A 24,387-nucleotide genomic window follows, 5' to 3' on the forward strand; every position below is an offset into this window, starting at 1 on the left:
CGAAAGCGCTCGCTCAGGCGCCGCTCAATCCGGCCAGTTCCACGCCGGCTCATCCAGCACCCGCTGGCCAACAATTCCGGTCTGCCCCAGCGTTTTTTCGAGCACGATGCAGTTGCATTCGGGATCTTCCTGCAACGCCGAAATCAACCGCCGCGCATGGGACACCACCCATACCTGACACGCCTGCGAAGCGCGAATGATCAAGCGCGCCAGCGCCGGCAACAGATCCGGATGCAGACTGGTTTCCGGTTCGTTGAGCACCATCAATGACGGCGGGCGTGGCGTCAGCAGCGCGGCGATCAGCAGCAGATAACGCAACGTCCCGTCCGACAGCTCCGCCGCCGACAAGGGTCGCAGCAACCCCTCCTGGAAAAACTCGATGGCAAAGCGTCCGCCGGCCAGCGGTGCGATGTTCAGCCGTGCGCCGGGAAAGGCATCGCTGATCGCCGCCTGCAATGCCTCGGGGTCGCCGATTTCATTGATGGTCTGCAGGGCTGCGGCGAGGTCGCGACCGTCGTGGTGCAGCACCGGCGTGCGCGTTCCCAGTTGCGGCTGGCGCACCGGGGCGTCGGCGTCGCTGCGAAAGTGATCGTAGAAGCGCCAGCGGCGGATGAACTCGCGCATCTGGAACACTTCCGGCGAACTGCGCAGGCTGCCGACCTGATCGAACAGGCTATCGAAATTCGGCGTGTGCTGTGCGAGCACGTCCCAGCTGCGGCCTTCGCGGGCGCGAATCATCGGGCCGTGGCGATCCACCAACAGGCTGGCCGGGCGATAGAGCGGCCCGGCCCAGATGCACTCCTTCTTGATCTCCGGATCAAGGGAGAAGAACGACAGGCTCGGCTCCGGCAAGCCGAGGGCAATGGCGTAGCTGAAGTCTTCCCCGGCAAAGCCCAGACGCAGACGTCTGACGCCCTGACGCACGGTCGGCTCGATCGCCACTTCGCCGTTGCGCATGCGCCGGCTGATGGTTTCCGGGCCGGCCCAGAACGTCGAATCCAGCCCACCCTCGCGGGCCAGCGCGTTGACCACGCCACCCTGCGCAGTCTCCGCCAGCAGGCGCAAGGCGCGATAGAGATTGGACTTGCCGCTGCCGTTGGGGCCGGTGATCAGATTCAAGCGGCCCAGCGGAATCACCAATTTGTTGATCGAGCGGTAATTGGCCACCGCGAGGGTCTTGAGCATGAAAATCCTTCTCTGGAGGCGACCATTGTAGGAGCTGCCGCAGGCTGCGATCTTTTGATCTTGCTTTTATAAAGTCAAAAGATCGCAGCCTGCGGCAGCTCCTACAGGGAAATATGGAGATCGCGCGAGCGAACGTTGAACCCTGTTCTAAGCTCACAGTCGTATCGTCACTTGCACGTTCGTACACAGGAAGGAGTCTGCATGGCGAGTCCCGGATTGAAAACAGTTGTCGTGCTGAGCCTGCTCACGTTGCTGACCGCTTGCGGCAAGAAAGAAGCCCCGGCGGAGTACCTGCCACGGGTCTTCGTGCAGGAGGTCAAACCGGCTGATTACGCCGCTGCCGTGACCCTCACCGGTGACGTGCAGGCGCGGGTGCAGACCGAACTGTCGTTCCGGGTCGGCGGCAAGATCATTCAGCGCATGGTGGATGTCGGCGACCGGGTCAGCGCCAAACAAGTACTGGCCAAGCTCGATCCCAAGGATTTGCAGACCAACGTCGATTCGGCGCAAGCCCAGGTCATCGCCGAACAGGCGCGGGTCAAGCAGAGTGCGGCGGCGTTCGTGCGTCAGCAGAAGCTGCTGCCCAAGGGCTACACCAGCCAGAGCGAATTCGATTCCGCACAAGCCGCTTTGCGCAGCAGCCAGAGCGCCCTGAGCGCAGCGCAGGCGCAACTGGCCAATGCCAAGGATCAACTCAGTTACACCTCGCTGATCGCTGACGCCCCCGGCATCATTACCGAGCGCCAAGCCGAAGTCGGCCAGGTGGTCCAGGCCACCGCGCCGATTTTCAAACTGGCCCGCGATGGCGATCGTGACGCGGTGTTCAACGTTTATGAATCGTTGCTGGCTGAGCGCCAGGCGGAGCGTTCGATTGTCGTCAGCCTGCTCGACAACCCCAACATCAAGACCACCGGCACCGTGCGTGAAATCACCCCGGCGGTGTCGGCGCAGTCCGGCACGGTGCAAGTCAAGGTCACCCTCGACAGCCTGCCGCAGGGCATGCAGCTCGGCTCGGTGGTCAGCGCCACGGCCAAGGGCAGCGGCAAGTCGGCAGTGGAATTGCCGTGGTCGGCGCTGACCAAAAACATCAGCGATCCGGCGGTGTGGATGGTTGACGACAAGGGCGAAGCGCAGCTGCACAACGTCACCGTCAGCCGCTACCTGATCGGCAAGGTCATCATCAGCGACGGCCTCAAGGGCGGTGAGAAAGTGATTGTCGCGGGTGGGCAACTGCTGCACCCGGGCATGAAAGTCGAAATCGCCGAAAACACCTACGAAGGTCTGCAACCGGGAGCACAGCCATGAAGCGTCTGGGGCTGTTGTCCATCGGCGTGCTGCTGGCCGCCTGCTCGAAAAGCGAGCCACCGCCGGAGCCGGTGCGACCGGTGCTGTCGATCAAGGTACAGGCGCTGAACGAGGAAACCCTTGGGCGTTTTGCCGGGAGCATTCAGGCGCGTTACGAGAGCAACACCGGGTTCCGTGTCGGCGGGCGCATTGCCAGTCGCAACGTCGATGTCGGTGCCGAGGTGCAAAAGGGTACGCTACTGGCGACCCTTGACCCGTCCGATCAGCAGAACCAATTGCGCTCGGCCCAGGGTGACCTGGCCAAGGTTCAGGCGCAACTAATCAACGCTCAGGCCAATGCCCGCCGGCAGCAGGCGCTGTTCGATCGCGGCGTGGGCGCCCAGGCACAACTGGACATCGCCACCACCGACCTGAAAACCACCCAGGCTTCGCTCGATCAGGCGCGGGCGGCGGTCAATCAGAGCCAGGATCAGCTCGGCTACACCGAACTGCGCGCCGACCACAAAGCCGTGGTCACCGCGTGGAATGCCGAGGCCGGGCAAGTGGTAACAGCAGGTCAGCAAGTGGTGACCCTGGCGCAACCGGACATCAAGGAAGCGGTGATCGATCTGCCGGACACGCTGGTCGATGAGATTCCTTCCGACGTGGTGTTTCTGGTGGCCGGGCAACTCGACCCGAGCATCAACACCACCGCAACCATTCGCGAAATCGAACCGCAAGCCCAAAGCGCCACGCGCACCCGCCGCGCGCGGCTGACCCTGGCCAACACGCCGGACGGTTTTCGCCTCGGCACGGCGATCAGCGTGACCCTCAGTTCGGCGATCAAGCCGCGCATCGAATTACCCGCCACCGCCCTGCAGGAAACCGACGGCAAGACCCGCATCTGGGTGATCGACACCCAAAGCAAAACCGTCGCGCCCCGTGACGTCAGCGTGATCAGCCGTACCGACGGCACGGTGGTGCTGGCCGGCGGAGTCAAATCCGGCGAGCAGGTGGTCACCGCAGGCGTTAACAGTCTCAAACCCGGACAAGCCGTGAAACTCGACGAGGACAGTCAATGAAAGGCTCTTTCAATCTCTCCGAATGGGCCCTCAAGCATCAGTCGTTCGTCTGGTACCTGATGTTCGTCGCGCTGCTGATGGGGGTGTTTTCGTACTTTAATCTGGGGCGCGAAGAAGACCCCTCGTTCACCATCAAGACCATGGTCATCCAGACCAAATGGCCGGGCGCGACCCAGGAGGAAACCCTCAAGCAGGTTACCGACCGCATCGAGAAAAAACTCGAAGAGCTCGACTCCCTCGACTACGTGAAAAGCTACACGCGCCCCGGTGAATCTACGGTCTACGTGTACCTGCGCGACACCACCAGCGCCAAGGACATCCCGGAGATCTGGTACCAGGTGCGCAAAAAGATCGATGACATTCGCGGCCAGTTTCCCCAGGGCATTCAAGGCCCCGGGTTCAACGACGAGTTCGGCGATGTGTACGGCTCGGTCTACGCGTTTACCGCCGATGGCCTGACCATGCGCCAGTTGCGCGACTACGTGGAGCAGGCCCGCGCCGAGATCCGCAACGTCCCGGGGCTGGGCAAGATCGAAATGATCGGCCAGCAGGACGAAGTGATTTACCTGAACTTCTCCACCCGCAAACTCGCCGCGCTGGGCATCGACCAGCGTCAGGTGGTGCAGAGCCTGCAATCGCAGAACGCCGTGACCCCGGCGGGGGTGATCGAGGCCGGTCCGGAGCGGATTTCGGTGCGCACCTCGGGGCAGTTCGCTTCGGAGAAGGACCTGGCCGAGGTCAATCTCAAACTCAATGACCGCTTCTATCGCCTGGCCGACGTCGCCGACATCAGTCGCGGTTACGTCGACCCGGCCACACCGGAATTCCGTTTCGACGGCAAGCCGGCAATCGGTCTGGCGATTGCCATGCAGAAGGGCGGCAACGTCCAGGAATTCGGCAAGGCGCTGCATCAGCGGATCGACCAGATCACCGCTGATTTGCCGGTTGGCGTCGACGTCCATACGGTGTCCGATCAGGCGGTGGTGGTGGAAGAGGCCGTCGGCGGCTTCACCAGCGCGCTGTTCGAAGCGGTGATCATCGTGCTGGTGGTCAGCTTCATCAGCCTCGGCGTGCGCGCCGGGCTGGTGGTGGCGTGCTCGATTCCGCTGGTGCTGGCGATGGTCTTCGTGTTCATGGAGTACAGCGGCATCACCATGCAGCGGATCTCCCTCGGCGCCCTGATCATTGCCCTCGGCCTGCTGGTGGACGACGCGATGATTACCGTGGAAATGATGGTCACGCGCCTGGAAATGGGTGAGACCAAGGAGCAGGCGGCGACGTTCGCCTACACCTCGACCGCATTCCCGATGCTCACCGGTACGCTGGTGACGGTCGCCGGTTTCGTGCCGATCGGCCTCAACGCCAGCTCCGCCGGTGAGTACACCTTCACCCTGTTTGCGGTGATCGCGGTGGCGATGCTGGTGTCGTGGATCGTCGCGGTGCTGTTCGCACCGGTGATCGGCGTGCACATTCTCAGCACCAACGTGAAACCCCACGAAGGCGAGCCGGGGCGCATTGGCCGAGCGTTCAACCATGGTCTGCTGTGGTCGATGCGCAACCGCTGGTGGGCGATCGGCATCACCGTGTTGTGTTTCGTGCTGGCGGTGTTCTGCATGCGCTTTGTGCAGAACCAGTTCTTCCCGTCTTCCGATCGCCCGGAAATCCTCGTCGATTTGAACCTGCCGCAAAACGCCTCGATCGACGAAACCCGCAAGGCTGTGGACAAGCTCGAAGCCACGCTCAAGGGCGACCCGGACATCGTGCGCTGGAGCACTTACATCGGTCAGGGCGCGATCCGCTTCTACCTGCCGCTCGACCAGCAACTGCAGAACCCGTACTACGCGCAACTGGTGATCGTCAGCAAAGACTTCGAGGCCCGCGAAGCCCTCAGCCAACGCTTGCGTGAACGCTTGCACAAGGACTTCGTCGGCATCGGCAGTTACGTGCAGGCGCTGGAAATGGGTCCGCCGGTAGGACGGCCGATCCAGTACCGGGTCAGTGGCAAGGACATCGATCAGGTGCGCAAGCACGCCATCGATCTGGCGACCGAGCTGGACAAGAACGAACACATCGGCGAGATCATTTACGACTGGAACGAGCCGGGCAAAGTCCTGCGCATCGACATCGCCCAGGACAAGGCGCGCCAGCTCGGGCTGTCCTCGGAAGACGTGGCGAAGTTGATGAACAGCATCGTCAGCGGCTCGCCGTTGACCCAGGTCAACGACGATATTTACCTGATCAACGTGGTCGGCCGGGCCGTGAACTCGGAACGCGGCACGCCGGAAACCCTGCAGAACCTGCAGATCGTCACACCCAACGGCACGTCGATTCCGCTGCTGGCCTTCGCCACCGTGCGGTATGAGCTGGAGCAGCCGCTGGTGTGGCGTCGCGACCGCTTGCCGACCATCACCATCAAGGCTTCGGTGCGCGACGAGATCCAGCCGACCGACCTGGTGAAACTGCTCAAGCCGTCAATCGAAGCCTTCGCTGAAAAACTGCCGGTCGGCTACAAAGTCGCCACCGGCGGTACGGTCGAGGAAAGCGGCAAGGCCCAGGGGCCGATCGCCAAGGTGCTGCCGTTGATGCTGTTTTTGATGGCGACCTTCCTGATGATCCAGTTGCACAGCGTGCAGAAGATGTTCCTGGTGGCGAGTGTCGCGCCGCTGGGTCTGATTGGCGTGGTGCTGGCGCTGGTGCCGACCGGGACACCGATGGGCTTCGTGGCGATTCTCGGGATCCTGGCACTGATCGGCATCATCATCCGTAACTCGGTGATTCTGGTGACGCAGATCGATGAGTTCGAGCAGAAGGGCTATGCGCCGTGGGATGCGGTGGTGGAAGCGACCGAGCACCGGCGCCGGCCGATCCTGCTGACCGCAGCGGCGGCGAGCATGGGCATGATCCCGATCGCCCGGGAGGTGTTCTGGGGGCCGATGGCCTACGCGATGATTGGCGGGATCGTGGTGGCGACGTTGCTGACCCTGCTGTTTTTGCCGGCGCTGTATGTGGCCTGGTACAAGATTCGCGAGCCGCAGAAAGAGACCGCTTGAGGCAAAAGCAAAAGATCGCAGCCTGCGGCAGCTCCTACAGGTAATCCCCTGCAGGAGCTGCCGAAGGCTGCGATCTTTTGATCTTCAGCCAACCCGTCGCCAGACACTCGCCAACCAAGGCTGCTGCTCACGCGGCAATCCTGCCGGCCGGTAGTAATGCTCAAGCTCGACAAACCCCGCCGCCCTCAGCAACCCGCGCCACGCCTCAAGGTCGTGATACGCGCCATACCTCGGCCCGTTCCAGCCCTCACGGTTATCCCCGCGTGGATTGGAACTGAACAACACTCCGCCCGGTTTCAACGTGCCATGCAGCTGCTTGAGCACTCGCGGCAACTCCTGCAACGGCACATGAAACAGCACCGCATTGGCGAAGATCCCGTCGAAGCGCTCGGCCGGCAGATCGAGTTTCAGAAAGTCCTGACACCACACTTCACAGCCACTGTCTGCCCGTGCCATTTGCGCAAATTTTTCCGCGCCATCGAGGCCGACTGCGATGTGGCCCAGTCGGGTGAACGTCTGCAAGTCGCGTCCCGGGCCGCAGCCGAAATCGAGCAGGTTGAACGGCGCAGTGCCGTGGATATGCCGTAGAAGCGCGTCGATGTTCTGGCTGACATCGTGATCGCGGGTGCCTTCGCGGAAGTCTTCGGCCACCGAGTTGTAGTGGCCGAGGGTGGTGGCGGTGATCTGTTCCAGATCGGTGGGGGTTTGCTTCATGGTCGAGGGCTGCGCGGGCAATGAGGATTTGCCGAATATACGCCATCAGGTCTGGGGCTGCTGCGCAGCCATTCGCGAGCAGGCTCGCTCCCACAGGGGAACGCATTCCAAATGTGGGAGCGAGCCTGCTCGCGAAAGCGGTTTCAAAAGCGTCGAATGAGCCCTGCTGAAATCAGCGCTTGTTCAGCCCCCGCGCCAGACGATCCCCCCCAACTGAATCACCGCCACCAACGCCACCAGCAACACAATCACCGTCAACATGATCTGGCTGTCGAAACGCTGATAACCGTAGCGGTAAGCAATGTCGCCGAGGCCGCCGGCGCCAATCGCTCCGGCCATGGCTGACGAGTTGATCATCGTCACCAGCGTAATCGTGAACCCGCCAACGATCCCCGGCAGCGCTTCAGGCAACAGCACATGCCAGACGATATGCCAGCGCCGGCAACCCATGGCCTGCGCCGCCTCGATCAAACCGTGATCGACCTCACGCAGACTCACTTCGGCAATCCGTGCGAAGAACGGCGTCGCGGCAATCGTCAGCGGTACCACCGCCGCCCACACCCCGTACGTGGTGCCGACAATCAGTCGGGTAAATGGAATCAGCGCGACCATCAGAATCAGAAACGGGATCGAGCGGAACAGATTCACGAACGCGCCCAGCGCCCGGTTGAGCAGCGGCGCCTGGTAGATCCCACCCTTGTCGCTGGTCACCAGAATCACCGCCATTGGGATCCCCACCAGCAACGCGATCAGCGACGACACGCCGACCATCAGGAAGGTGTCGATGAATCCCTGGAGCAAACGATCAAACCACATAACCCGATACCTCCACTCGTTGCGCCCACTGCCCGGCGTGCTCGCGCAATTGTTCGGCGCTCAGGGCCGAGCCGCTGACCGCTAGTAACAGTTGTCCCAGCGCATGCCCCTGAATCCGTTCGACGCCACCCTGCAGCAACTTCACGCGTCCGCCGAGGGCGGCGAACAGCGCCGCCAGATCCGGCTCGTCGGCGGCACTGCCAGTGAACTGCAAACGCAGCACCACCGCCGCGCCCGGGGAGGGCGGCTGGGCATGCAGACGGCTTTGCAGTTCTTCCGGCAGTGCGTGTTGCAGCGGTGCGAGCAAGGTCTGGCTGACCTCGTGCTGCGGATTGCCGAACACCTCCCAGACCGGGCCCTGCTCGACGATCCGCCCGTGTTCCAGGACCACCACGTGGTCGCAGATTTCGCGGATCACCGCCATTTCGTGAGTGATCAGCACAATGGTCAGGCCCAGGCGCTGATTAATCTCGCGCAGCAGGCCGAGGATCGACTGAGTGGTCTCGGGATCAAGCGCCGAAGTGGCTTCGTCGCACAGCAGAATGTCCGGGTCATGCACCAATGCGCGGGCGATGCCGACGCGCTGTTTCTGCCCGCCGGAAAGCTGCGCCGGATAGGCCTTGTGCTTGGCTTGCAAACCGACCAGTTCGAGCAGTTCACGAACCTTCTGCTCGCGTTGCGCCTTCGGCACGCCCGCGACTTTCAGCGGCAGTTCGACGTTCTGCCATACGGTCTTGGCCGACATCAGGTTGAAGTGTTGGAAGATCATGCCGATCCGCCGCCGCAGGGCGACCAGCCGGTCTTCATCGAACTCGCCAATGTCGACCTGATCGATCAGCACGCGCCCCGCAGTCGGTTGTTCCAGACGATTGATCGTGCGGATCAGCGACGACTTGCCGGCGCCGCTGCGACCGATGATGCCGAACACCTCGCCGCGCTGGATCGCCAGATCGATACCTTGCAGGGCCGCCACCGGGCCTTGCCGACCCTCGTAGGTTTTACCCAAGCCGATAAAGCGCACGTGGGCGCGATTCAGCTCGGGATGCAGTTCGGTTTTTTCAGCATTTTTTGGCTCTGGAAACTCCAGTCGCCGTTGGATCGCGGCCGTCATGTTCAGCTTTCCCAGCCGGCCTGATACAGCTTGCCGTGAGCCTTATCCAGCGCGGCGCGAACGGCCGGTGAGTGCTGGTAGATGTCGACGAATTTGATCAGGCGCGGGTCGTCCTTGCTCTTCGGCTGGATGACGAACTGGATCACGTATTCCTTGTGGTCGAGACCGTCGAACAGCAGCGCCGAGCCGGCATCGAAGGTTTTCGCCAGACGGATGTAGGCCGGGTAGCCCTGGACCAGATCGGCGTCATCGTAGGCGCGCACCAGTTGCACGGCTTCGACTTGCAGGATCTTGATCTTCTTCGGGTTGGCGACGATGTCGTCTTCGGTGGCCTTGTAGCCGACCCCCGGTTTCAGGGTGATCAGGCCAGCCTTGGCCAGCAGTTGCAGGCCGCGGCCGCTGTTGATCGGGTCGTTGGCGATGGCGACGCTGGCACCTTCAGGCAACTCGTCGAAGCTTTTGTATTTTTTCGAATAGAGGCCGACGTTGTTGATGATCCCCGGGGCGAACGGCACCAGGTCAAAACCTGCGGCAGCCTTGGCGTTTTCGAGGAACGGGATGTGCTGAAAGTAGTTCACGTCGATGTCGCCGGCGGCGAGGCTGACGTTCGGTGCGATCCAGTCGGTGAACTCCACCAGTTCGACTTTCAGGCCTTGCTTGGAGGCCTCCTCGACGGCGGCTTCCAGCGGAATCGCGAAGGCGGCGGTGGTGCCGATTTTCAGTGGCGCATCGGCGGCGAACACTGCCGAGCTGAACAGGCCGAAGGCCAGGGCCAGTGCTTTGACTGGGTGGGACAGGAATTTGTTGGTCATGGTGGTTTTTCCAGTCAGTGCATTGATTTTATGGTGTTGAGTCGGGCCCCTTCGCGAGCAGGGAAATGCATTTCAAATGTGGGAGCGAGCCTGCTCGCGAAGCAGTTAATGCCGGTATGAAGAGCCGATGTGTTGCTCGGGCAAATGCGCCTCGCCTTGAAACAACTTCTCGCGCAGGCTGCCGCTGTCATACGCGGTCTTGTACGACCCGCGCCGTTGAAGCTCCGGAACCACCAGCTCGATGAAATCGACATAGCTTTCCGGGGTAACGATGCGCGTCAGGTTGAAGCCGTCGAGCCCGGTTTCAGCGATCCACGATTCCAGTTCATCCGCCACTTGCTCGGGTGAGCCGACCACGGTGATGTAGCGGCCACCGAGGGCGTGCTGCTCGAGCAATTTGCGTCGGGTCCAGTCGTTGTTCTGCAGGTTCTTGGTTGCGGACTGGATGGCGTTGCTCTTCACGTACTGGATCGGTTCGTCGATTTCGTATTGGGAAAAGTCGATCCCGGTGGAGGCCGAGAAATGCGCGACGCCGGCCTCGGCGCTGGCATAACTCAGGTACTCGGCGTGCTTGGCCCAGGCGGCTTCTTCGGTCGCGCCGACGATCACGTTGAGGCCCATGAACACCTTGATGTCCTCGGGATTGCGCCCGGCCTCGACCGCGCTGGCGCGGACCTTGTCCACCTGCACCTTGGTCGACGGTTTGTTCTGGCCGCTGATGAACACGCACTCGGCGTGACGTCCAGCGAACAGCAATCCACGATCGGAACTGCCAGCCTGGAACAGCACGGGTGTGCGCTGCGGCGACGGCTCGCACAGGTGATAGCCCTCGACCTGATAGAACTCGCCGTGGTGCTCGACCTTGTGCACCTTCTCCGGCTGCGCGTATATGCGCTGCTCACGGTCATTGAGCACCGCGCCGTTTTCCCAACTGCCTTCCCAGAGTTTGTAGAGCACTTCGAGGTACTCGTCGGCCTGATCGTAACGCCGGTCATGCTCGACCTGTTCGCGCAGACCCATGGCCTTGGCGGCGCTGTCGAGGTAACCGGTGACGATGTTCCAGCCGACCCGACCCCGGCTCAGATGATCGAGCGACGACATGCGGCGGGCGAACAGATAGGGCGGTTCATAGGTGAGGTTGGCGGTGAGGCCGAAGCCGAGGTTTTTCGTCACGGCGGCCATCGCTGACACCAGCAGCAGCGGGTCGTTGACCGGCAACTGGATCGACTCTTTGAGCGTGACGTCCACCGAGTTCTGGTAGACGTCGTACACGCCGACGATGTCGGCGATGAACAGCCCGTCGAACAGCCCGCGCTCCAGCAACTGCGCCAGTTCTGTCCAGTACTCGATGGTGTTGTAGCGCGTCGAGGTGTCGCGTGGATGCGTCCACAGGCCATGGTTGATGTGGCCGATGCAGTTCATGTTGAACGCGTTGAGCAGGATCTTTTTCTTGCTCATCAGATGGTGCCCCGCAGTGGCGGCTTTTCATCATTGAGGTAGTAATTGCCCACTGCGTGATATTTCCAGCGTACCGGGTCGTGCAGGGTGTGCACCCGGGCGTTGCGCCAGTGACGATCGAGGCCGTGCTCGATCAGAGTCGCCTGACTGCCGGCCAGTTCGAACAGGGTGCTGCCCGCCGCCAAGGAGATTTCGGTGCTGATCGCCCGTGCTTCGGCGACGGCAATCGACGCGGCTGCGACGGTTTCGGCGTTAGTCTCGGCCTGGGCCTTGTCGAGGAATTCGCCGGAGCGTTCCAGCAGTGCTTCGGTGGCGTGCAGGCGGATGCTCAAATGGCCAAAGCTCTTCAGGGTCAGCGGGTCTTCGGTGGCCTTGTCGTTACCGGAGTCGATCCATGGCCGGGTCTTGCTGCGCACGAAGTGCAGGGCATCTTCGTAAGCGGCGCGAGCGATGCCGGTGTCGATGGCGGCGTGGAGGATCTGCGCCAGCGGGCCGACCGTGGTCGGACGCTCGAAGGCGCTCTGGAACGGGATCACGTCCTCGGCGGCAACGTAGACGTCTTCGAACACCACCGAACCGCTGCCGGTGGTGCGCTGGCCGAAACCGCTCCAGTCGTCGATCACCGTCAGGCCTTTGCTGTCGCGCGGGACGAAGGCCAGTTGCTGCACGCCATTTTCATCAACCACCGACGTCGGGATGCGCTGCGCGTAGATCGCGCCGGTCGCGTAAAACTTGCGACCGTTGATGCGATAGCCATCGCCGTCTCGCTTGAGGCTGGTGACGCGGTCGTGGGCGGTTTTGGTGCCCAGTTCCGCCAGGGCGTTGCCAAAACGTTGACCGGCCAGCACCTCGGCGTACAGCCGCTGTTTCTGCTCATGGCTGCCGTTAACGCGTAGCACTTCAAGGGCGTAAAAGTGGTTTTGTGGAATCTGCCCGAGGGAGCCGTCGGCCTGAGCGATCAGGGCGATGACTTTGGCCAGGGTCACATTGGACACGCCGGCGCCGCCATACTCCTTGGGCACGCTGATGCCCCACAGGCCGGACCGGGAAAATACGTCGAGCTCCGGCAGTGGCAGGCGGCGTTCGCGGTCACGCACGGCACTGTCGCGTTTGAAATCTTCGGCCAGGTCGCTGGCGACGATCAGGGCTTGCTCATCGCTGGTGATGACCGCGACGGGATGGGAAAAAGTCATAGGTTTCTCTCCAGATGTCTGGTCGTCAGATCCAGGAATGGCGGGCCGGCAAAGTGCCGTTCAGGCGATAGGCGCCGACCGCGTGATATTTCCAGCGCACCGGGTCGTGCAGGGTGTGCACCCGGGCGTTGCGCCAGTGTCGGTCGAGATTGAATTCGGCGAGGGTCGCGCGGCTGCCGGCCAGTTCGAAGAGTTTTTCGCTGGCTTGCAGCGAGATCTCGGTGGTCAGCACTTTGGCCTCGGCCACGGCAATCGAGGCGCGGGCGGCCGACTCGGCGGTGAGCGGTGCGGCGTGCACCTGATCCAGCACTTGCCCGGCCTTGCGCAGCAGGGCTTCGGCGGCGTGCAGTTCGATTTTCAGTTTGCCGATGTCGGCGATCACGTAGAGGTCATCGCTGGCGCGTTCGACCTTGGCGTCGATCCATGGCCGCGCGCGGGTTTTGACGAATTCGATGGCATCATCGATGGCGCCACGGGCGATGCCGGCGTCGATGGCTGCCTGAATCAGCTGCGACACGGCGCCTTGAGTATTGGGCTTCTCGTTGATCTTCCAGTTGTCGACCACCAGGCTCGACTCGACGCGCACGTTGTTCAGCAGAATCGTGCCGCTGGCGGTGGTGCGCTGACCGAAACCCGACCAGTCATCAACGATGCGCAGGCCCGGGGTGCCACGGCGGACGAAGGCCAGCACTTGCTTGCCGTCGTCATTGAGCGCCTTGACCGCCACCCAGTGCGCGAACAGCGCGCCGGTGGAATAAAACTTCTGGCCGTTGATCACGTAGTCATCGCCGTCGGCGGTGATGCGCGCTTTCAATTCCAGGGTGTTTTTGGTGCCGCGCTCAGGACCCGCATTGCCGATCCGCCAGCCTTCCAGAACACTCTGGAACAGCTGTTTTTTCTGCGCTTCGGTGGCGCTGCCGAGTACCAGATTGATGATGCCGAACTGGTTCTGCGGGATCTGTCCCAGTGCCGGATCGGCCGCGGAAATGATCGCGAACACTTCGGCCAATGTGACGAATGAAACCTGTGGGCCGCCGTACTCACGCGGGATGGCAATGCTGCCGAGGCCGCTGCGGGTGAACTGTTCGATTTCCGACCACGGCAGCTTGCGCTGACGATCACGTTTGGCGGCCTGCGCACGGGCAACTTGCGCCAGATCGTGAGCAGCCTTGATGGCTTGGGCGTCGTTGCGCAACACCTGCGCAGGCAACAACAGTGGGGCGATGTCCAGATCCGACTGGACGTTTGCGTCTGCCAGACTGGACATCAGTGCCGCTCCTTGGCTGCACGCAATGCCCTGGCGATCTGCACTGGGGTGATTGTGTTCCGGACCATACTACCTACCTCACATCTCATGAAAAACGCCGCAAAAGTGCGGCGAACGAAAGAATGTCCGGTGGTCCGGTTCATATACCCTAAGCGTGTATAAATATTAAATAAACTAACTTTTAGGAATATGTATAGAAGGGGCGGTGGTCGGGTTGGTTAACAACTTCGGTGGCTGGATCTGTGGCAAGGAGCTTGTCGAATCGTCGCACCGTCCCGTTCGGCTGCGCAGCAGTCGCGAAACCTGATCCCACCTTTCAATTGAATGAACGCAGTGCGCAGGTTCTGGGGGGCCCTTCGCACCCCAGCGGGAGCGAGCTCCCTCGCCACAAAGTTCAGCGTTCTTCTTTGCGCGATTCAGCAGCCTTCAGATCCTGGCGCAACGGCAGTTTCAGATAAGGATTCACACAGCCGATCTTCAGCGTCCGCGGCGGTGCCCAGCGTGAGTTGTTGCCCACCCAGTCGATGATGCAGTAGGTCACGTCCAGACGCAGATCCTCACCTCCTTCGACGATCACCGCCGGTGGCACCCAGACCTGAATCGGCAGGCCGACATCGGCTGCAGTGATCCGGGCCAGGTCCATGCGCACGTCGCCCCAGCGCAAGGTGATCGCGTCGTCCTCGGCCATGTTCAGGTAGGGTTCGATGGTCAGTGGCACACCGCGTTTGATCTGACTGGGGTTCACGCCCTGGCGGCGAATGGTGTCGGGCAGCGAGACGGGTGCCAGTTGCTGATTCTCGTCACCGCAGAGCGGCGAAGGCTGGCCGCCAGGGCAGTCGAGCTTGACCTGGACCCGCGTTGCCGCCGACAGCGCTGGTCCCTGACCGATCTGCATTACCCGATAGTGGATCCGTGCAGTGCCACTGGCGATAAAGCTTTCCGGCACCCGCAGGCTGACCGTTGCGCCGACGTCTTCGCTGGTCAAGACCCGCGAGGCGACGTAGCAGTTGTTCCAGAACAGTTCGATCAGATCACCGGCGTCCATGCCGGGGTAGGGCAGCACATCAATCAGCAAGTGCGCGGCCGCCGCCAGGTTGATCGCGTTGTTGTGTGCGGATGCGAGGTTCGGCGCTGCCAGTTCGGCGGTATGCAAAGTGCGGGTCATCGGGTTCTCTCCTTGAAGTCTTGCGGCGAATTCCGTTTCTTGAAAAAACAAAAGGCGTGATGAATCGGTAATGCAACCGTGAACTTTTGTTCGGGCTGAGTACGGATTGATTCAACTAATGGGTGCCGGTTGCCGACTAGATAAGAGCGTGCGGGAAAGAGTGTCAATAGAGCGTATTAGTTAATCCATGAATTACGGGTTAATCAGAAGCGTCCTACGCTGATGAGGCATGCTGCCTAGCATTGATGGCGAATGGAACTACGGTTTTTCGCGAGTTTTTGCGATTTTTTGCTGGCCCGTTTAAATCATTTCACAGGCACGAAAGCGCGCCGCAGATCACGTGTATCTGTTGCAGAACATATATGTATTGTTTTGACAGATTTAAGCTGAAGGGATTTGGGGTTTTTCAAGCGGGGTAAGTAAAACTTCCGTCCATGGAAGTTAATGACTCAAGGCAATAAGTATCTCAGGCGTGATTCAGGAACTTGCTGAGAAACTGTTTAGTGCGTTCTTCTTTCGGATTTGCAAACAACGCCTTGGCTTCGCCTTGCTCGACGATCACGCCCTTGTCGAAAAACACCACACGGTTGGCCACGTCGCGGGCAAAACCCATTTCGTGGGTGACAATGACCATGGTGCGTTTTTCTTGCGCGAGACCGCGAATAGTCGCCAGTACTTCGCCCACCAGTTCCGGGTCGAGGGCCGAGGTCGGCTCGTCGAACAGGATCACTTCCGGCTCCATCGCCAGCGCCCGGGCAATCGCCACGCGCTGTTGCTGACCACCGGACAGACGACGCGGATACGCATCTTCCTTGCCGGCCAGACCGACCTTGGCCAGCAGCTTCATGCCCAGGGCAACGGCCTGCTCGCGCGCCATCTTCTTGACCACGATCGGCCCTTCGATGACGTTTTCCAGTGCGGTGCGGTGGGGGAACAGGTTGAAGTTCTGGAACACGAAACCCACGTGCTGGCGCAGGTTGCGCACCAGACTCTGTTGCTGGCTCAGCGGGCGGCTGGTATCGATCTCGATATCGCCGACCTTGATCCGGCCGCTGGTGGGTTGTTCAAGGAAATTCAGGCAGCGCAGGAACGTGGTCTTGCCCGAGCCGCTAGGGCCGATGATGGCCACGACCTCGCCTTCCTTCACCTCAAGATCGATGCCTTTGAGCACCTCTTGACCCTTGAACTGCTTTGTCAGTTTTTCCACGACAATCATGGGGTCAGGACTCCTGGTCGTGCCGATTGGCCCGCTCTTCCAACTTGTTCTGCAGGTGCGACAGCACCGTGGCCAGAATCCAGTAGATCAGCGCGGCGGCAAGATACATGGTGAAGACTTCGAAAGTCCGGGCGGTAATCAGTTGCGCCTGGCGGAACAGTTCCGGCACCTGAATGGTGGCGGCCAGTGCCGTGTCCTTGACCAGCGAAATGAAGCTGTTGCCCAGCGGCGGCAGCGCCGTGCGCATGGCCTGCGGCAGAATGGCCCGGCGCAAGGTTTGCGCGCGGGTCATGCCGATGCTTGCGGCGGCTTCCCACTGGCCGCGCTCGATCGAACCGATTGCCGCACGGAGGATTTCACAGGCGTAGGCAGCCATGTTCAGCGAGAAGCCGATCAGCGCCGCCGGCAGCGGATCCAGTTCCAGACCCAATTGCGGCAAGCCGTAATAGATCACGAACAGTTGCACCAGCAACGGCGTGCCGCGAAAGAACGACACGTAGATGCGGGCAATCCAGCTCACCAGTTTGAAGCGCGACAGGCGCATCAAGGCAAGGCCGAAGCCCAGCAGCAAGCCGAAGAACATGCCGCCCAGACTGAGGATGACCGTGTAATACGCGCCCTTGAGCAGAAAGGGCGCGGAGTCCAGTGCGAGTTGGAAAGCTTCTTCCATTATTTGGTGACGTCAGCGTTGAAGTATTTCTTCGACAGCTTCTCAAGGGTACCGTCGGCACGCAGCTCGTCGAGAGCCTTGTTCACCGCCGCCAACAGCTCAGGTTCGCCTTTGCGCAGGGCGATACCGGATTCCTGACGGGAGAATGCTTCACCGGCAGCCACGGTTTTCGGGGCTTTCTTGGCGTATTCAAGCGCAGCCAGACGGTCGATCAGGATGGCGTCGGTGCGGCCGTTGTTCAGGTCGGCGAACTTGGTCGGATCATCGTCGTAGGTACGCACGTCAGCGCCCGGCACGTTGGCGCGGACCCACTGTTCGTAGTTGGTGCCCAGGCCGACACCGACTTTCTTGCCGGACAGGTCGGCGGCAGTCTTGATGTTCAACTTGGCTTCCTTGTCCTTCAGCACCAGCGCCTGAATCCCGGAAACGGTGTACGGCTCGGAGAAGTCATACTTCTTCTTGCGCTCGTCGGAGATGGTCACCTGGTTGACGACGACGTCCAGACGCTTGGATTCCAGCGCAGCGAGGATACCGTCCCACTTGGTCGGTTGAATCTTGGCTTTGACGCCCAGCTTTTGCGCCAGGGCTTCGGAGAGTTCGACTTCGAAACCGGACAGCTTGCCGTCGGCGTCAACGAAGCTGAACGGTGGGTAAGTGCCTTCCAGGCCGACGTTGATAACGCCTTTGTCCTTGATCTGTTGCAGTTGCTCACCGGCGGATGCCTGGCCGATCAGGCCGGCGCTCAGTGCAAGGCCCAGCGAACCTACCAGCAGATTGCGACGTAGTGCGGAAAAATTCATGACAAGCCCCTGTGTTTTCTTATGGAAGACGCTTAAGGAAAGTTGGCGAATCCGGGAATTCAACGACTGCGTTATCGTGCCCTAAAGCAGCTTATGCGTCTTGCCCGAAATTCGCCTGCGGCGAGACTATAAGATGTCTTCTTTAGACTTGAAAATACTTAATATTTGAAATGTTATTCTTTTATGGAATATTCGCTGTTCGCGAAAAAGATCGCAGCCTGCGGCAGCTCCCACATTTGAAATGCCTACTCCTGTAGGAGCTGCCGCAGGCTGCGATCTTTTGATCTACCGGTTACAGAAAATCCCGATACGCAAACAACGCCGGCGCCCCACCGGTATGCAGGAAGATGATCGGGCCCTCGTTGAAACGCTGGCGGCCGATCCCGTCGAGCAACCCGGCCATGGCCTTGCCGGTGTATACCGGGTCGAGCAGCACCGCGTCCTGACTGGCCAACAGTTTCACCGCCGCCAGTGTCCCGGCATTGGGTTCGCCATAACGCGGGCCGAAATATTCATCCCACAACTCGATCTTGAAGCTCTCCGGCAATTTCACGCCCAGCAGCTCCGCCGTGCGCTCGGCCAGACCCTGCACTTTCGGGCGCTGATCTTCTTCGCTGCGCGAGACCGTCACGCCGATTACTGGCAACTGCGGCAGCGCTTCGCTCAAGGCCAGCGCCAGACCGCTGTGGGTCCCGGCGCTGCCCGAGGCCAGCACCACGGCTGCGAAATTCAGGCCGGTGTCCTTGATCTGCTCGGCCAGTTCCAGGCCGGCACGTACGTAGCCCAATGCACCAAGGGCGTTCGAGCCACCGATCGGCACCAGATACGGCTTCTTGCCATTGCTGCGCAGGCGCACGGCGAGGGCGGCGAGTTGTTCGTCGGCGTTATCGAGGTTGTCCACCAGCTCGACTTTGGTGTCGAACAGGTCGAGCAGCAGGCGGTTGCCGTTACCGGTGTAGTTGCTGTCGTCGGTGCCCAGCGGATTCTCCAACAGCGCCACGCAACCCAGGCCAAGTTTGGCCGCCAGCGCGGCGGTCTGGCGCACGTGGTTCGATTGCAGGGCGCCGGCGGTGATCAGCGTGTCGGCGCCCTGGGCGAGGGCATCGGCGGCGAGGTATTCGAGTTTGCGCAGCTTGTTGCCGCCCATGGCCAGCGGCGTCAGGTCATCGCGTTTGATGTACACCTCGCGGCCCAGCCAGGCGGACAGGCGTTCGAGTTTTTCCAGTGGCGTGGGTTGGCCGAGCAGGTCGAGACGGTTAAAGCGATCCAGCTGTTGTTTGATCATGAGTCCGTACTGGCGGAGGAAGATGACAGGACTATAGGCAGGCCGTTTTAGCGGGGCAACCGTGAATTGCTTATAGCCAAATGTGCTTAGCCCAGTACTATCGGTTCTTAATTCGCCCTCGCGGGCATGCCGTAAAGTAGTCGCCGTTGACGCGGCCAGACCGTCCGGCCGCCCGTGAGGAGTCTTTACCGTGAGCGAGCGTTCCAGCCATTGGCAATTGCAGACCATCGTCAGCCAACTGCGTACCGCGCGGGATCAGTGGCGTACCCAGAATGGCCGGGCCAGCGGCGAGCAGGGTGGTCGCGAGTTACCGTCCCGCGCGGCGATGGCCGAGATTCTCGAGGCGCTGTGTGGTGCGTTGTTCCCGATGCGGCTGGGGCCGGTGGATCTGCGTGAGGAAAGTGAGGACTTCTATGTCGGCCACACCCTCGATACCTCATTGAATGCCTTACTGGCGCAGGCGCGGCTGGAGTTGCGTTATGTCGCACGGCACAGCGCTCAAGGTGATGCTGATGTCGAAGCTCAGGCGATCCGCATCATTCAGGATTTTGCCCTGGCCTTGCCGGGCCTGCGCAGCCTGCTCGATACCGACGTGCTGGCCGCCTATCACGGCGATCCGGCGGCACGCAGCGTCGATGAAGTGTTGCTGTGCTATCCGGGGATTCTGGCGGTGATTCACCATCGTCTGGCGCACCATTTGTATCGCGCCGGGTTGCCGTTACTCGCGCGAATCAGCGCGGAGATTGCGCACTCGGCCACCGGCATCGATATCCATCCAGGCGCGCAGATCGGCCGCAGTTTCTTCATCGACCACGGTACGGGTGTGGTGATCGGCGAGACCGCGATCATCGGCGAGCGGGTGCGGATATATCAGGCCGTGACTCTGGGTGCCAAGCGCTTCCCGGCGGATGAAGACGGGCAGTTGCAGAAGGGCCATCCACGGCATCCGATTGTCGAGGATGACGTGGTGATTTACGCCGGAGCGACGATTCTCGGGCGGATCACCATCGGCCAGGGGTCGACCATCGGCGGTAATGTGTGGCTGACGCGCAGCGTGCCGGCGGGGAGCAACCTGACTCAGGCCAATCTGCAGCATGATGACGGGACGCAGAAGTAAGTTCCTGAATCTGCGTTGCCGCGTCAGGCCTCTTCGCGAGCAGGCTCGCTCCCACACTGGAATGCGTTTCAAATGTGGGAGCGAGCCTGCTCGCGAATGGTTTTTTTGGTCAGATCGAGATAATGGCATTCAGCCAATTCTCCATTGAACGAATCCCCTCAAACCCGCGTCATACCCCTCCTTGGGCTACTGTAGGAAAACTACCGCCTGGCCCTGCGATTAGTCCTTACCACCCTATCCATGTTTAACTTGAACGTTCATTCAAGTTAAACCGGTGGTTCGCTGCCCGCTCACAACAGGAGGCTTGCCTTTGCTGAGTCCGATCATTTCAGCCACGTTTCAACCCCTCGAGGTGCACGTTTCATGAGTGCATCGTCCACCCCCGCCAGCGGTCTGGTACGCATGAATCCGCCGGTGTTCTACTTCGCCGCGACGGTGATTCTGCTGTTTGGTCTGGTTGTCATCGCCATGCCGGAGCAGGCCGGTGCCTGGTTGCTGGCTGCGCAAAACTGGGCGGCCAATACGGTCGGCTGGTACTACATGCTCGCGATGACCCTGTATCTGGTCTTCGTGGTGGTCACCGCGTTATCGGGCTACGGCAAGATAAAACTCGGTGCCGACCACGACGAACCCGAGTTCAGTTACCTGTCCTGGGCCGGCATGCTGTTCGCCGCCGGGATCAGTATCACGCTGTTCTTCTTCTGCGTGTCCGAACCGCTGACCCACATGTTGCAACCGCCGCAAGGCGAGGCCGGCACTGCCGATGCGGCGCGGCAGGCGATGCAGATTCTGTTTCTGCACTGGGGCCTGCACGGCTGGGGCGTGTTCGCCTTCGTCGGTATGGCGCTGGCCTATTTCGCTTACCGGCATAACCTGCCGCTGGCCTTGCGTTCGGCGCTGTACCCGCTGATCGGCAAGCGCATCAACGGCCCCATCGGTTACGCGGTGGACGGCTTCGGCATCATCGCCACGGTGTTCGGTCTGGGTGCCGACATGGGCTTCGGCGTATTGCACCTCAACTCCGGTCTCGACTACCTGTTCGGCATCGCTCACACCCAATGGATTCAGGTCGGCCTGATCACGCTGATGATGGGTGCGGCGATCATCGTCGCCGTGTCGGGTGTGGATAAGGGCGTGCGAGTCATGTCCGACATCAACATGCTGCTGGCCTGTGCGCTGCTGCTGTTCGTGTTGTTCGCAGGCCCCACCCAGCATCTGCTCAACACGCTGATCCAGAACCTCGGCGATTACCTCGGCGCGTTGCCGATGAAGAGTTTCGACCTCTACGCCTACGACAAACCAAGCGACTGGCTCGGTGGCTGGACGGTGTTCTACTGGGCCTGGTGGATCGCATGGTCGCCGTTCGTGGGCCTGTTTATCGCGCGGATTTCCCGTGGCCGCACCATCCGCGAATTTGTCTTCGGCGTGCTGCTGATTCCGCTCGGTTTCACCCTGGCGTGGATGTCGATTTTCGGCAACAGTGCGATTGATCAGGTGCTCAATCACGGCATGTCGGCGCTGGGCATGTCGGCCCTCGACAATCCGTCGATGAGCCTTTACCTGCTGCTGGAAACCTACCCGTGGAGCAAGACCGTCATCGCGGTGACGGTGTTCATCAGCTTCGTGTTCTTCGTCACTTCCGCCGACTCCGGCACCGTGGTGCTCTCGACGCTGTCGGCCAAGGGTGGTAACCCGGACGAAGACGGGCCGAAATGGCTGCGAGTGTTCTGGGGCGCGATGACCGCGCTGGTGACCAGTGCACTGCTGTTCTCCGGCAGCATCGATGCGCTGAAATCGGCGGTGGTGCTGACCTCGCTGCCGTTTTCGATGATTTTGCTGCTGATGATGTGGGGCCTGCACAAGGCGTTCTATCTGGAATCGCAGAAGCAGATCGCGCAACTGCATTCGCTGGCACCGGTCTCCGGTTCGCGGCGTGGCACGGGCGGCTGGCGCCAACGTCTCAGTCAGGCGGTGCACTTCCCGTCGCGTGACGAGGTGTACCGCTTCATGGACACCACGGTGCGCCCGGCGATTGAAGAAGTGACGGCGGTATTCGTCGAGAAGGGCTTGAACGTGGTCACTCAGCCGGATCCGGCGCACGACAACATCAGCTTGGAAATCGGCCACGGTGAGCAGCATCCGTTCATCTACCAGGTGCAGATGCGCGGCTACTTCACGCCGTCGTTCGCCCGGGGTGGCATGGGTTCCAAGCAGCTCAACAACCGCCGCTATTACCGCGCTGAAGTGCACTTGAGCGAGGGCAGTCAGGACTACGATCTGGTCGGCTATACCAAAGAGCAGATCATCAACGACATCCTCGACCAGTACGAGCGTCACATGCAGTTCCTGCATCTGGTGCGTTGATCGGCAACTGAGCGCCGGGACGTTTCACGACTCGGCGCTCAGCACCATGAACAACACCATCGCCGCCATCGGCACCCCGAACACCGCACTGCCCACTGCGATCTCCGAACCCAGCGGCTGCCCGGCATGCACCACCCCCACCGCACCATTGATCACCGTCAACGCCAGCCACAGCGCGGCGAAGCTGTAGGCCAACGTCTGCCGGCTGAAACCGACGCGCTCACCGATGTAGAGCATCAGGGCGAGCAGGACCAGACCGAAGAAGATGATGATGGCGGTGTGCATGATCGGGATCTGCCTGGTAGGGATGTGTTGTATGGCTGGGCCTTATCGCGAGCAGGCTCGCTCCCACAATGGACCTCGATTGTTCACTGATTCCGTGTTCACAGCTGATCTCTGTGGGAGCGAGCCTGCTCGCGATAGGGCCAACTCGGTGTTTTTTAGAGCATAGCCAATTCAGCCCACATCAATTCAAGCCAGGCTCAATTGTCGGCATAACGAAGACACTGTAGGAGCTGCCGCAGGCTGCGATCTTTCGCCTTTAAAAGCCAGAATCAAAAGATCGCAGCCTGCGGCAGCTCCTACAGGGGTTGTTGAAATCATGTACTTTCGCGCTCGATCATTTGGCACTGCAGCAGGTTCAACCGCTGCACCTCATCGCTCGGCAATACGCCAAGGCTTTCCAGCACTCGCGTCGCTGCCAGCACGCCGATCTCCAGTGCCGGGGGTTTGATCGTGCTCAGGCTCGGCAACAGCATTTCGGCGAACGGGTAATCGCCGAAGCCGAGCACGGCGCAGTCTTCGGGGATCTTGATGCCTGCGCGTTGCCCGGCGAGCAAGCCGCCTGCGGCGAGGTTGTCGTTGGCGAAGATGATCGCGTCGGGGCGCGGGGAGGCGTTCATCAGCGCCTCCATTGCCTGCTTGCCGGCTTCGAACGGCGCACGGTCGGCGTCCGGGGCGAACACCCACGGCTGCAGTCCGAACTCACGCAGGGTGGTGGCGTAACCGTCGCGACGTTCCAAGGCACTGAGGTCGCCGGCGGCACTGTTCTGTACGAAGGCGATGCGACGATAGCCTTTGTCGTGCAGATAACGCGCAGCGGTCACGCCGACTTCATAGTGCGAAAAGCCGATCTGCATCGGCTCGCGATCCGGCTGGTAATCCCAGGTTTCGATCACCGGAATCTCCGCCTCGGCGATCATTTTTTCCGTGCCCGAACTGTGGAAGTGGCTGGTCAGCACCAGCGCCGCCGGTGACCAGCCGAGAAACGCGCGCACGGCGTTTTCTTCCTGTTCGGTACTGAAGTAACTCGACGCCAGCAGCAGTTGATAACCGTGGCGGCTGAGGGTGTCGCTGAAGCCCTGAATGGTGTTGGCAAAGATCGGCCCGGAGATGTTCGGAATCACCATGCCGACGATTTTCCCTCGCGCCGAGGCCAGGCCGCCGGCCACCAGATTCGGCACATAACCCAGCTCGGCGACTACTGCTGCAATGCGCTCGCGGCGCTCAGGCGAGACGGTTTCCGGCTGATTGAAATAGCGCGACACGGTTATCGCCGAAACGCCAGCCTCGCGCGCCACTGCATTCAGGGTCACGCGTCCGGCACCACGGCGTTTTCGGGGCTTTTCCTGGCTCAAGGCTCGATCCTTCTTAAAAACCAAAACGCATATAAAAGTAATTTTTCAGTATTGGACGCTCTATGCCTAGCTTGCCAATACTGGCGATGTTAGCGCTAACAAAGCGCATTGTCTGCTACTCGCTCGAGCGAATGCCCAAGACACCGATTCAGGCGCTGTCG

The 24,387-nt window shown here is 61.1% G+C and carries 19 protein-coding genes and 1 pseudogene; 5 read left to right on the top strand and 15 right to left on the bottom strand.

Annotated elements, in window-relative coordinates:
- Positions 1–24 precede the first annotated feature (24 nt).
- Positions 25–1,185, bottom strand: a complete 1,161-nt coding sequence (locus LOY52_RS01145; RefSeq protein ID WP_258677834.1) for an AAA family ATPase — start codon at positions 1,183–1,185, stop codon at positions 25–27.
- A gap of 201 nt (positions 1,186–1,386) precedes the next feature.
- On the opposite strand from LOY52_RS01145, the gene LOY52_RS01150 reads away from it, so the two are divergent.
- The 3 genes from LOY52_RS01150 to LOY52_RS01160 are packed head-to-tail and all read left to right on the top strand — an operon-like array spanning position 1,387 to position 6,601.
- Entirely contained in the window at positions 1,387–2,490 is a 1,104-nt protein-coding gene (locus tag LOY52_RS01150) for an efflux RND transporter periplasmic adaptor subunit (RefSeq protein ID WP_258677835.1), read from the top strand.
- Positions 2,487–3,551, top strand: a complete 1,065-nt coding sequence (locus LOY52_RS01155) for an efflux RND transporter periplasmic adaptor subunit (RefSeq protein ID WP_223008401.1) — start codon at positions 2,487–2,489, stop codon at positions 3,549–3,551. Before LOY52_RS01150 ends, LOY52_RS01155 begins: the two co-directional genes overlap by 4 nt.
- Complete coding sequence (locus LOY52_RS01160; RefSeq protein WP_258677836.1) at positions 3,548–6,601, top strand: efflux RND transporter permease subunit; 3,054 nt, start codon at positions 3,548–3,550, stop codon at positions 6,599–6,601. Before LOY52_RS01155 ends, LOY52_RS01160 begins: the two co-directional genes overlap by 4 nt.
- Positions 6,602–6,685: 84 nt before the next feature.
- On the opposite strand, the gene LOY52_RS01165 is transcribed toward LOY52_RS01160, so the two are convergent.
- The 12 genes and pseudogenes from LOY52_RS01165 to LOY52_RS01220 form a co-directional block, all read right to left on the bottom strand.
- Positions 6,686–7,315 (bottom strand): bifunctional 2-polyprenyl-6-hydroxyphenol methylase/3-demethylubiquinol 3-O-methyltransferase UbiG, encoded by a 630-nt coding sequence (locus LOY52_RS01165; RefSeq protein WP_258677837.1) that lies wholly within the window; start codon positions 7,313–7,315, stop codon positions 6,686–6,688.
- 172 nt (positions 7,316–7,487) lie between these two features.
- Positions 7,488–8,131 (bottom strand): annotated as a pseudogene (locus tag LOY52_RS01170) (methionine ABC transporter permease).
- Positions 8,121–9,242, bottom strand: coding sequence for a methionine ABC transporter ATP-binding protein (locus LOY52_RS01175; protein WP_258677838.1), 1,122 nt, complete (start codon positions 9,240–9,242; stop codon positions 8,121–8,123). The pseudogene LOY52_RS01170 and the gene LOY52_RS01175 overlap by 11 nt, the downstream one beginning before the upstream one ends.
- 2 nt (positions 9,243–9,244) lie before the next feature.
- Entirely contained in the window at positions 9,245–10,054 is an 810-nt protein-coding gene (locus LOY52_RS01180) for a MetQ/NlpA family ABC transporter substrate-binding protein (protein ID WP_258677841.1), read from the bottom strand.
- A gap of 105 nt (positions 10,055–10,159) precedes the next feature.
- Positions 10,160–11,512 (bottom strand): LLM class flavin-dependent oxidoreductase, encoded by a 1,353-nt coding sequence (locus LOY52_RS01185; protein ID WP_258677842.1) that lies wholly within the window; start codon positions 11,510–11,512, stop codon positions 10,160–10,162.
- Entirely contained in the window at positions 11,512–12,705 is a 1,194-nt protein-coding gene (locus LOY52_RS01190; protein ID WP_247840756.1) for an SfnB family sulfur acquisition oxidoreductase, read from the bottom strand. The genes LOY52_RS01185 and LOY52_RS01190 overlap by 1 nt, the downstream gene beginning before the upstream one ends.
- A gap of 25 nt (positions 12,706–12,730) precedes the next feature.
- The gene (locus tag LOY52_RS01195; protein ID WP_258677845.1) at positions 12,731–13,972 is read right to left on the bottom strand and encodes an SfnB family sulfur acquisition oxidoreductase; all 1,242 of its coding nucleotides are present in this window, start codon (positions 13,970–13,972) and stop codon (positions 12,731–12,733) included.
- 394 nt (positions 13,973–14,366) lie between these two features.
- Complete coding sequence (locus LOY52_RS01200) at positions 14,367–15,137, bottom strand: hypothetical protein (protein WP_258677846.1); 771 nt, start codon at positions 15,135–15,137, stop codon at positions 14,367–14,369.
- A 466-nt stretch (positions 15,138–15,603) separates the two neighbouring features.
- Positions 15,604–16,353, bottom strand: a complete 750-nt coding sequence (gene tcyN, locus LOY52_RS01205) for an L-cystine ABC transporter ATP-binding protein TcyN (protein ID WP_258677847.1) — start codon at positions 16,351–16,353, stop codon at positions 15,604–15,606.
- Between the two features lie 4 nt (positions 16,354–16,357).
- Positions 16,358–17,023: a cystine ABC transporter permease gene (gene tcyL, locus LOY52_RS01210; RefSeq protein ID WP_003220607.1), complete on the bottom strand. Its 666-nt coding sequence runs from the start codon at positions 17,021–17,023 to the stop codon at positions 16,358–16,360.
- On the bottom strand, positions 17,023–17,823 hold the full coding sequence (tcyJ, locus tag LOY52_RS01215) for a cystine ABC transporter substrate-binding protein (protein ID WP_202370864.1): 801 nt from the start codon (positions 17,821–17,823) through the stop codon (positions 17,023–17,025). Before tcyJ ends, tcyL begins: the two co-directional genes overlap by 1 nt.
- Before the next feature lie 292 nt (positions 17,824–18,115).
- Positions 18,116–19,108, bottom strand: a complete 993-nt coding sequence (locus LOY52_RS01220; RefSeq protein ID WP_258677849.1) for a D-cysteine desulfhydrase — start codon at positions 19,106–19,108, stop codon at positions 18,116–18,118.
- A gap of 190 nt (positions 19,109–19,298) precedes the next feature.
- On the opposite strand from LOY52_RS01220, the gene epsC reads away from it, so the two are divergent.
- Both epsC and betT read left to right on the top strand, forming a co-directional pair.
- On the top strand, positions 19,299–20,225 hold the full coding sequence (epsC, locus tag LOY52_RS01225) for a serine O-acetyltransferase EpsC (protein WP_095137901.1): 927 nt from the start codon (positions 19,299–19,301) through the stop codon (positions 20,223–20,225).
- A gap of 402 nt (positions 20,226–20,627) precedes the next feature.
- Positions 20,628–22,589, top strand: coding sequence for a choline transporter BetT (gene betT / locus LOY52_RS01230; protein WP_174377299.1), 1,962 nt, complete (start codon positions 20,628–20,630; stop codon positions 22,587–22,589).
- Between the two features lie 24 nt (positions 22,590–22,613).
- Here the strand turns inward: betT and LOY52_RS01235 are convergent, their stop codons facing one another.
- Positions 22,614–22,874 carry a hypothetical protein gene (locus LOY52_RS01235; protein ID WP_003220613.1) on the bottom strand — a complete coding sequence of 87 codons (261 nt, stop codon included), beginning with the start codon at positions 22,872–22,874 and terminating at the stop codon, positions 22,614–22,616.
- A gap of 314 nt (positions 22,875–23,188) precedes the next feature.
- Positions 23,189–24,226: a LacI family DNA-binding transcriptional regulator gene (locus LOY52_RS01240; RefSeq protein ID WP_258677852.1), complete on the bottom strand. Its 1,038-nt coding sequence runs from the start codon at positions 24,224–24,226 to the stop codon at positions 23,189–23,191.
- Between the last annotated feature and the right edge of the window lie 161 nt (positions 24,227–24,387).

Origin of the sequence: Pseudomonas sp. B21-051 (genome assembly GCF_024748795.1) — a bacterium.
Lineage (GTDB): Bacteria > Pseudomonadota > Gammaproteobacteria > Pseudomonadales > Pseudomonadaceae > Aquipseudomonas > Aquipseudomonas putida_A.

Bases quoted from the DNA above. Each gene is read 5' to 3' on its own strand.
- LOY52_RS01145 (WP_258677834.1), bottom strand. From the start codon at position 1,185: ATGCTCAAGACCCTCGCGGTGGCCAATTACCGCTCGATCAACAAATTG.
- LOY52_RS01150 (WP_258677835.1), top strand. From the start codon at position 1,387: ATGGCGAGTCCCGGATTGAAAACAGTTGTCGTGCTGAGCCTGCTCACG.
- LOY52_RS01155 (WP_223008401.1), top strand. From the start codon at position 2,487: ATGAAGCGTCTGGGGCTGTTGTCCATCGGCGTGCTGCTGGCCGCCTGC.
- LOY52_RS01160 (WP_258677836.1), top strand. From the start codon at position 3,548: ATGAAAGGCTCTTTCAATCTCTCCGAATGGGCCCTCAAGCATCAGTCG.
- LOY52_RS01165 (WP_258677837.1), bottom strand. From the start codon at position 7,315: ATGAAGCAAACCCCCACCGATCTGGAACAGATCACCGCCACCACCCTC.
- LOY52_RS01175 (WP_258677838.1), bottom strand. From the start codon at position 9,242: ATGACGGCCGCGATCCAACGGCGACTGGAGTTTCCAGAGCCAAAAAAT.
- LOY52_RS01180 (WP_258677841.1), bottom strand. From the start codon at position 10,054: ATGACCAACAAATTCCTGTCCCACCCAGTCAAAGCACTGGCCCTGGCC.
- LOY52_RS01185 (WP_258677842.1), bottom strand. From the start codon at position 11,512: ATGAGCAAGAAAAAGATCCTGCTCAACGCGTTCAACATGAACTGCATC.
- LOY52_RS01190 (WP_247840756.1), bottom strand. From the start codon at position 12,705: ATGACTTTTTCCCATCCCGTCGCGGTCATCACCAGCGATGAGCAAGCC.
- LOY52_RS01195 (WP_258677845.1), bottom strand. From the start codon at position 13,972: ATGTCCAGTCTGGCAGACGCAAACGTCCAGTCGGATCTGGACATCGCC.
- LOY52_RS01200 (WP_258677846.1), bottom strand. From the start codon at position 15,137: ATGACCCGCACTTTGCATACCGCCGAACTGGCAGCGCCGAACCTCGCA.
- tcyN (WP_258677847.1), bottom strand. From the start codon at position 16,353: ATGATTGTCGTGGAAAAACTGACAAAGCAGTTCAAGGGTCAAGAGGTG.
- tcyL (WP_003220607.1), bottom strand. From the start codon at position 17,023: ATGGAAGAAGCTTTCCAACTCGCACTGGACTCCGCGCCCTTTCTGCTC.
- tcyJ (WP_202370864.1), bottom strand. From the start codon at position 17,823: ATGAATTTTTCCGCACTACGTCGCAATCTGCTGGTAGGTTCGCTGGGC.
- LOY52_RS01220 (WP_258677849.1), bottom strand. From the start codon at position 19,108: ATGATCAAACAACAGCTGGATCGCTTTAACCGTCTCGACCTGCTCGGC.
- betT (WP_174377299.1), top strand. From the start codon at position 20,628: ATGAATCCGCCGGTGTTCTACTTCGCCGCGACGGTGATTCTGCTGTTT.
- LOY52_RS01235 (WP_003220613.1), bottom strand. From the start codon at position 22,874: ATGCACACCGCCATCATCATCTTCTTCGGTCTGGTCCTGCTCGCCCTG.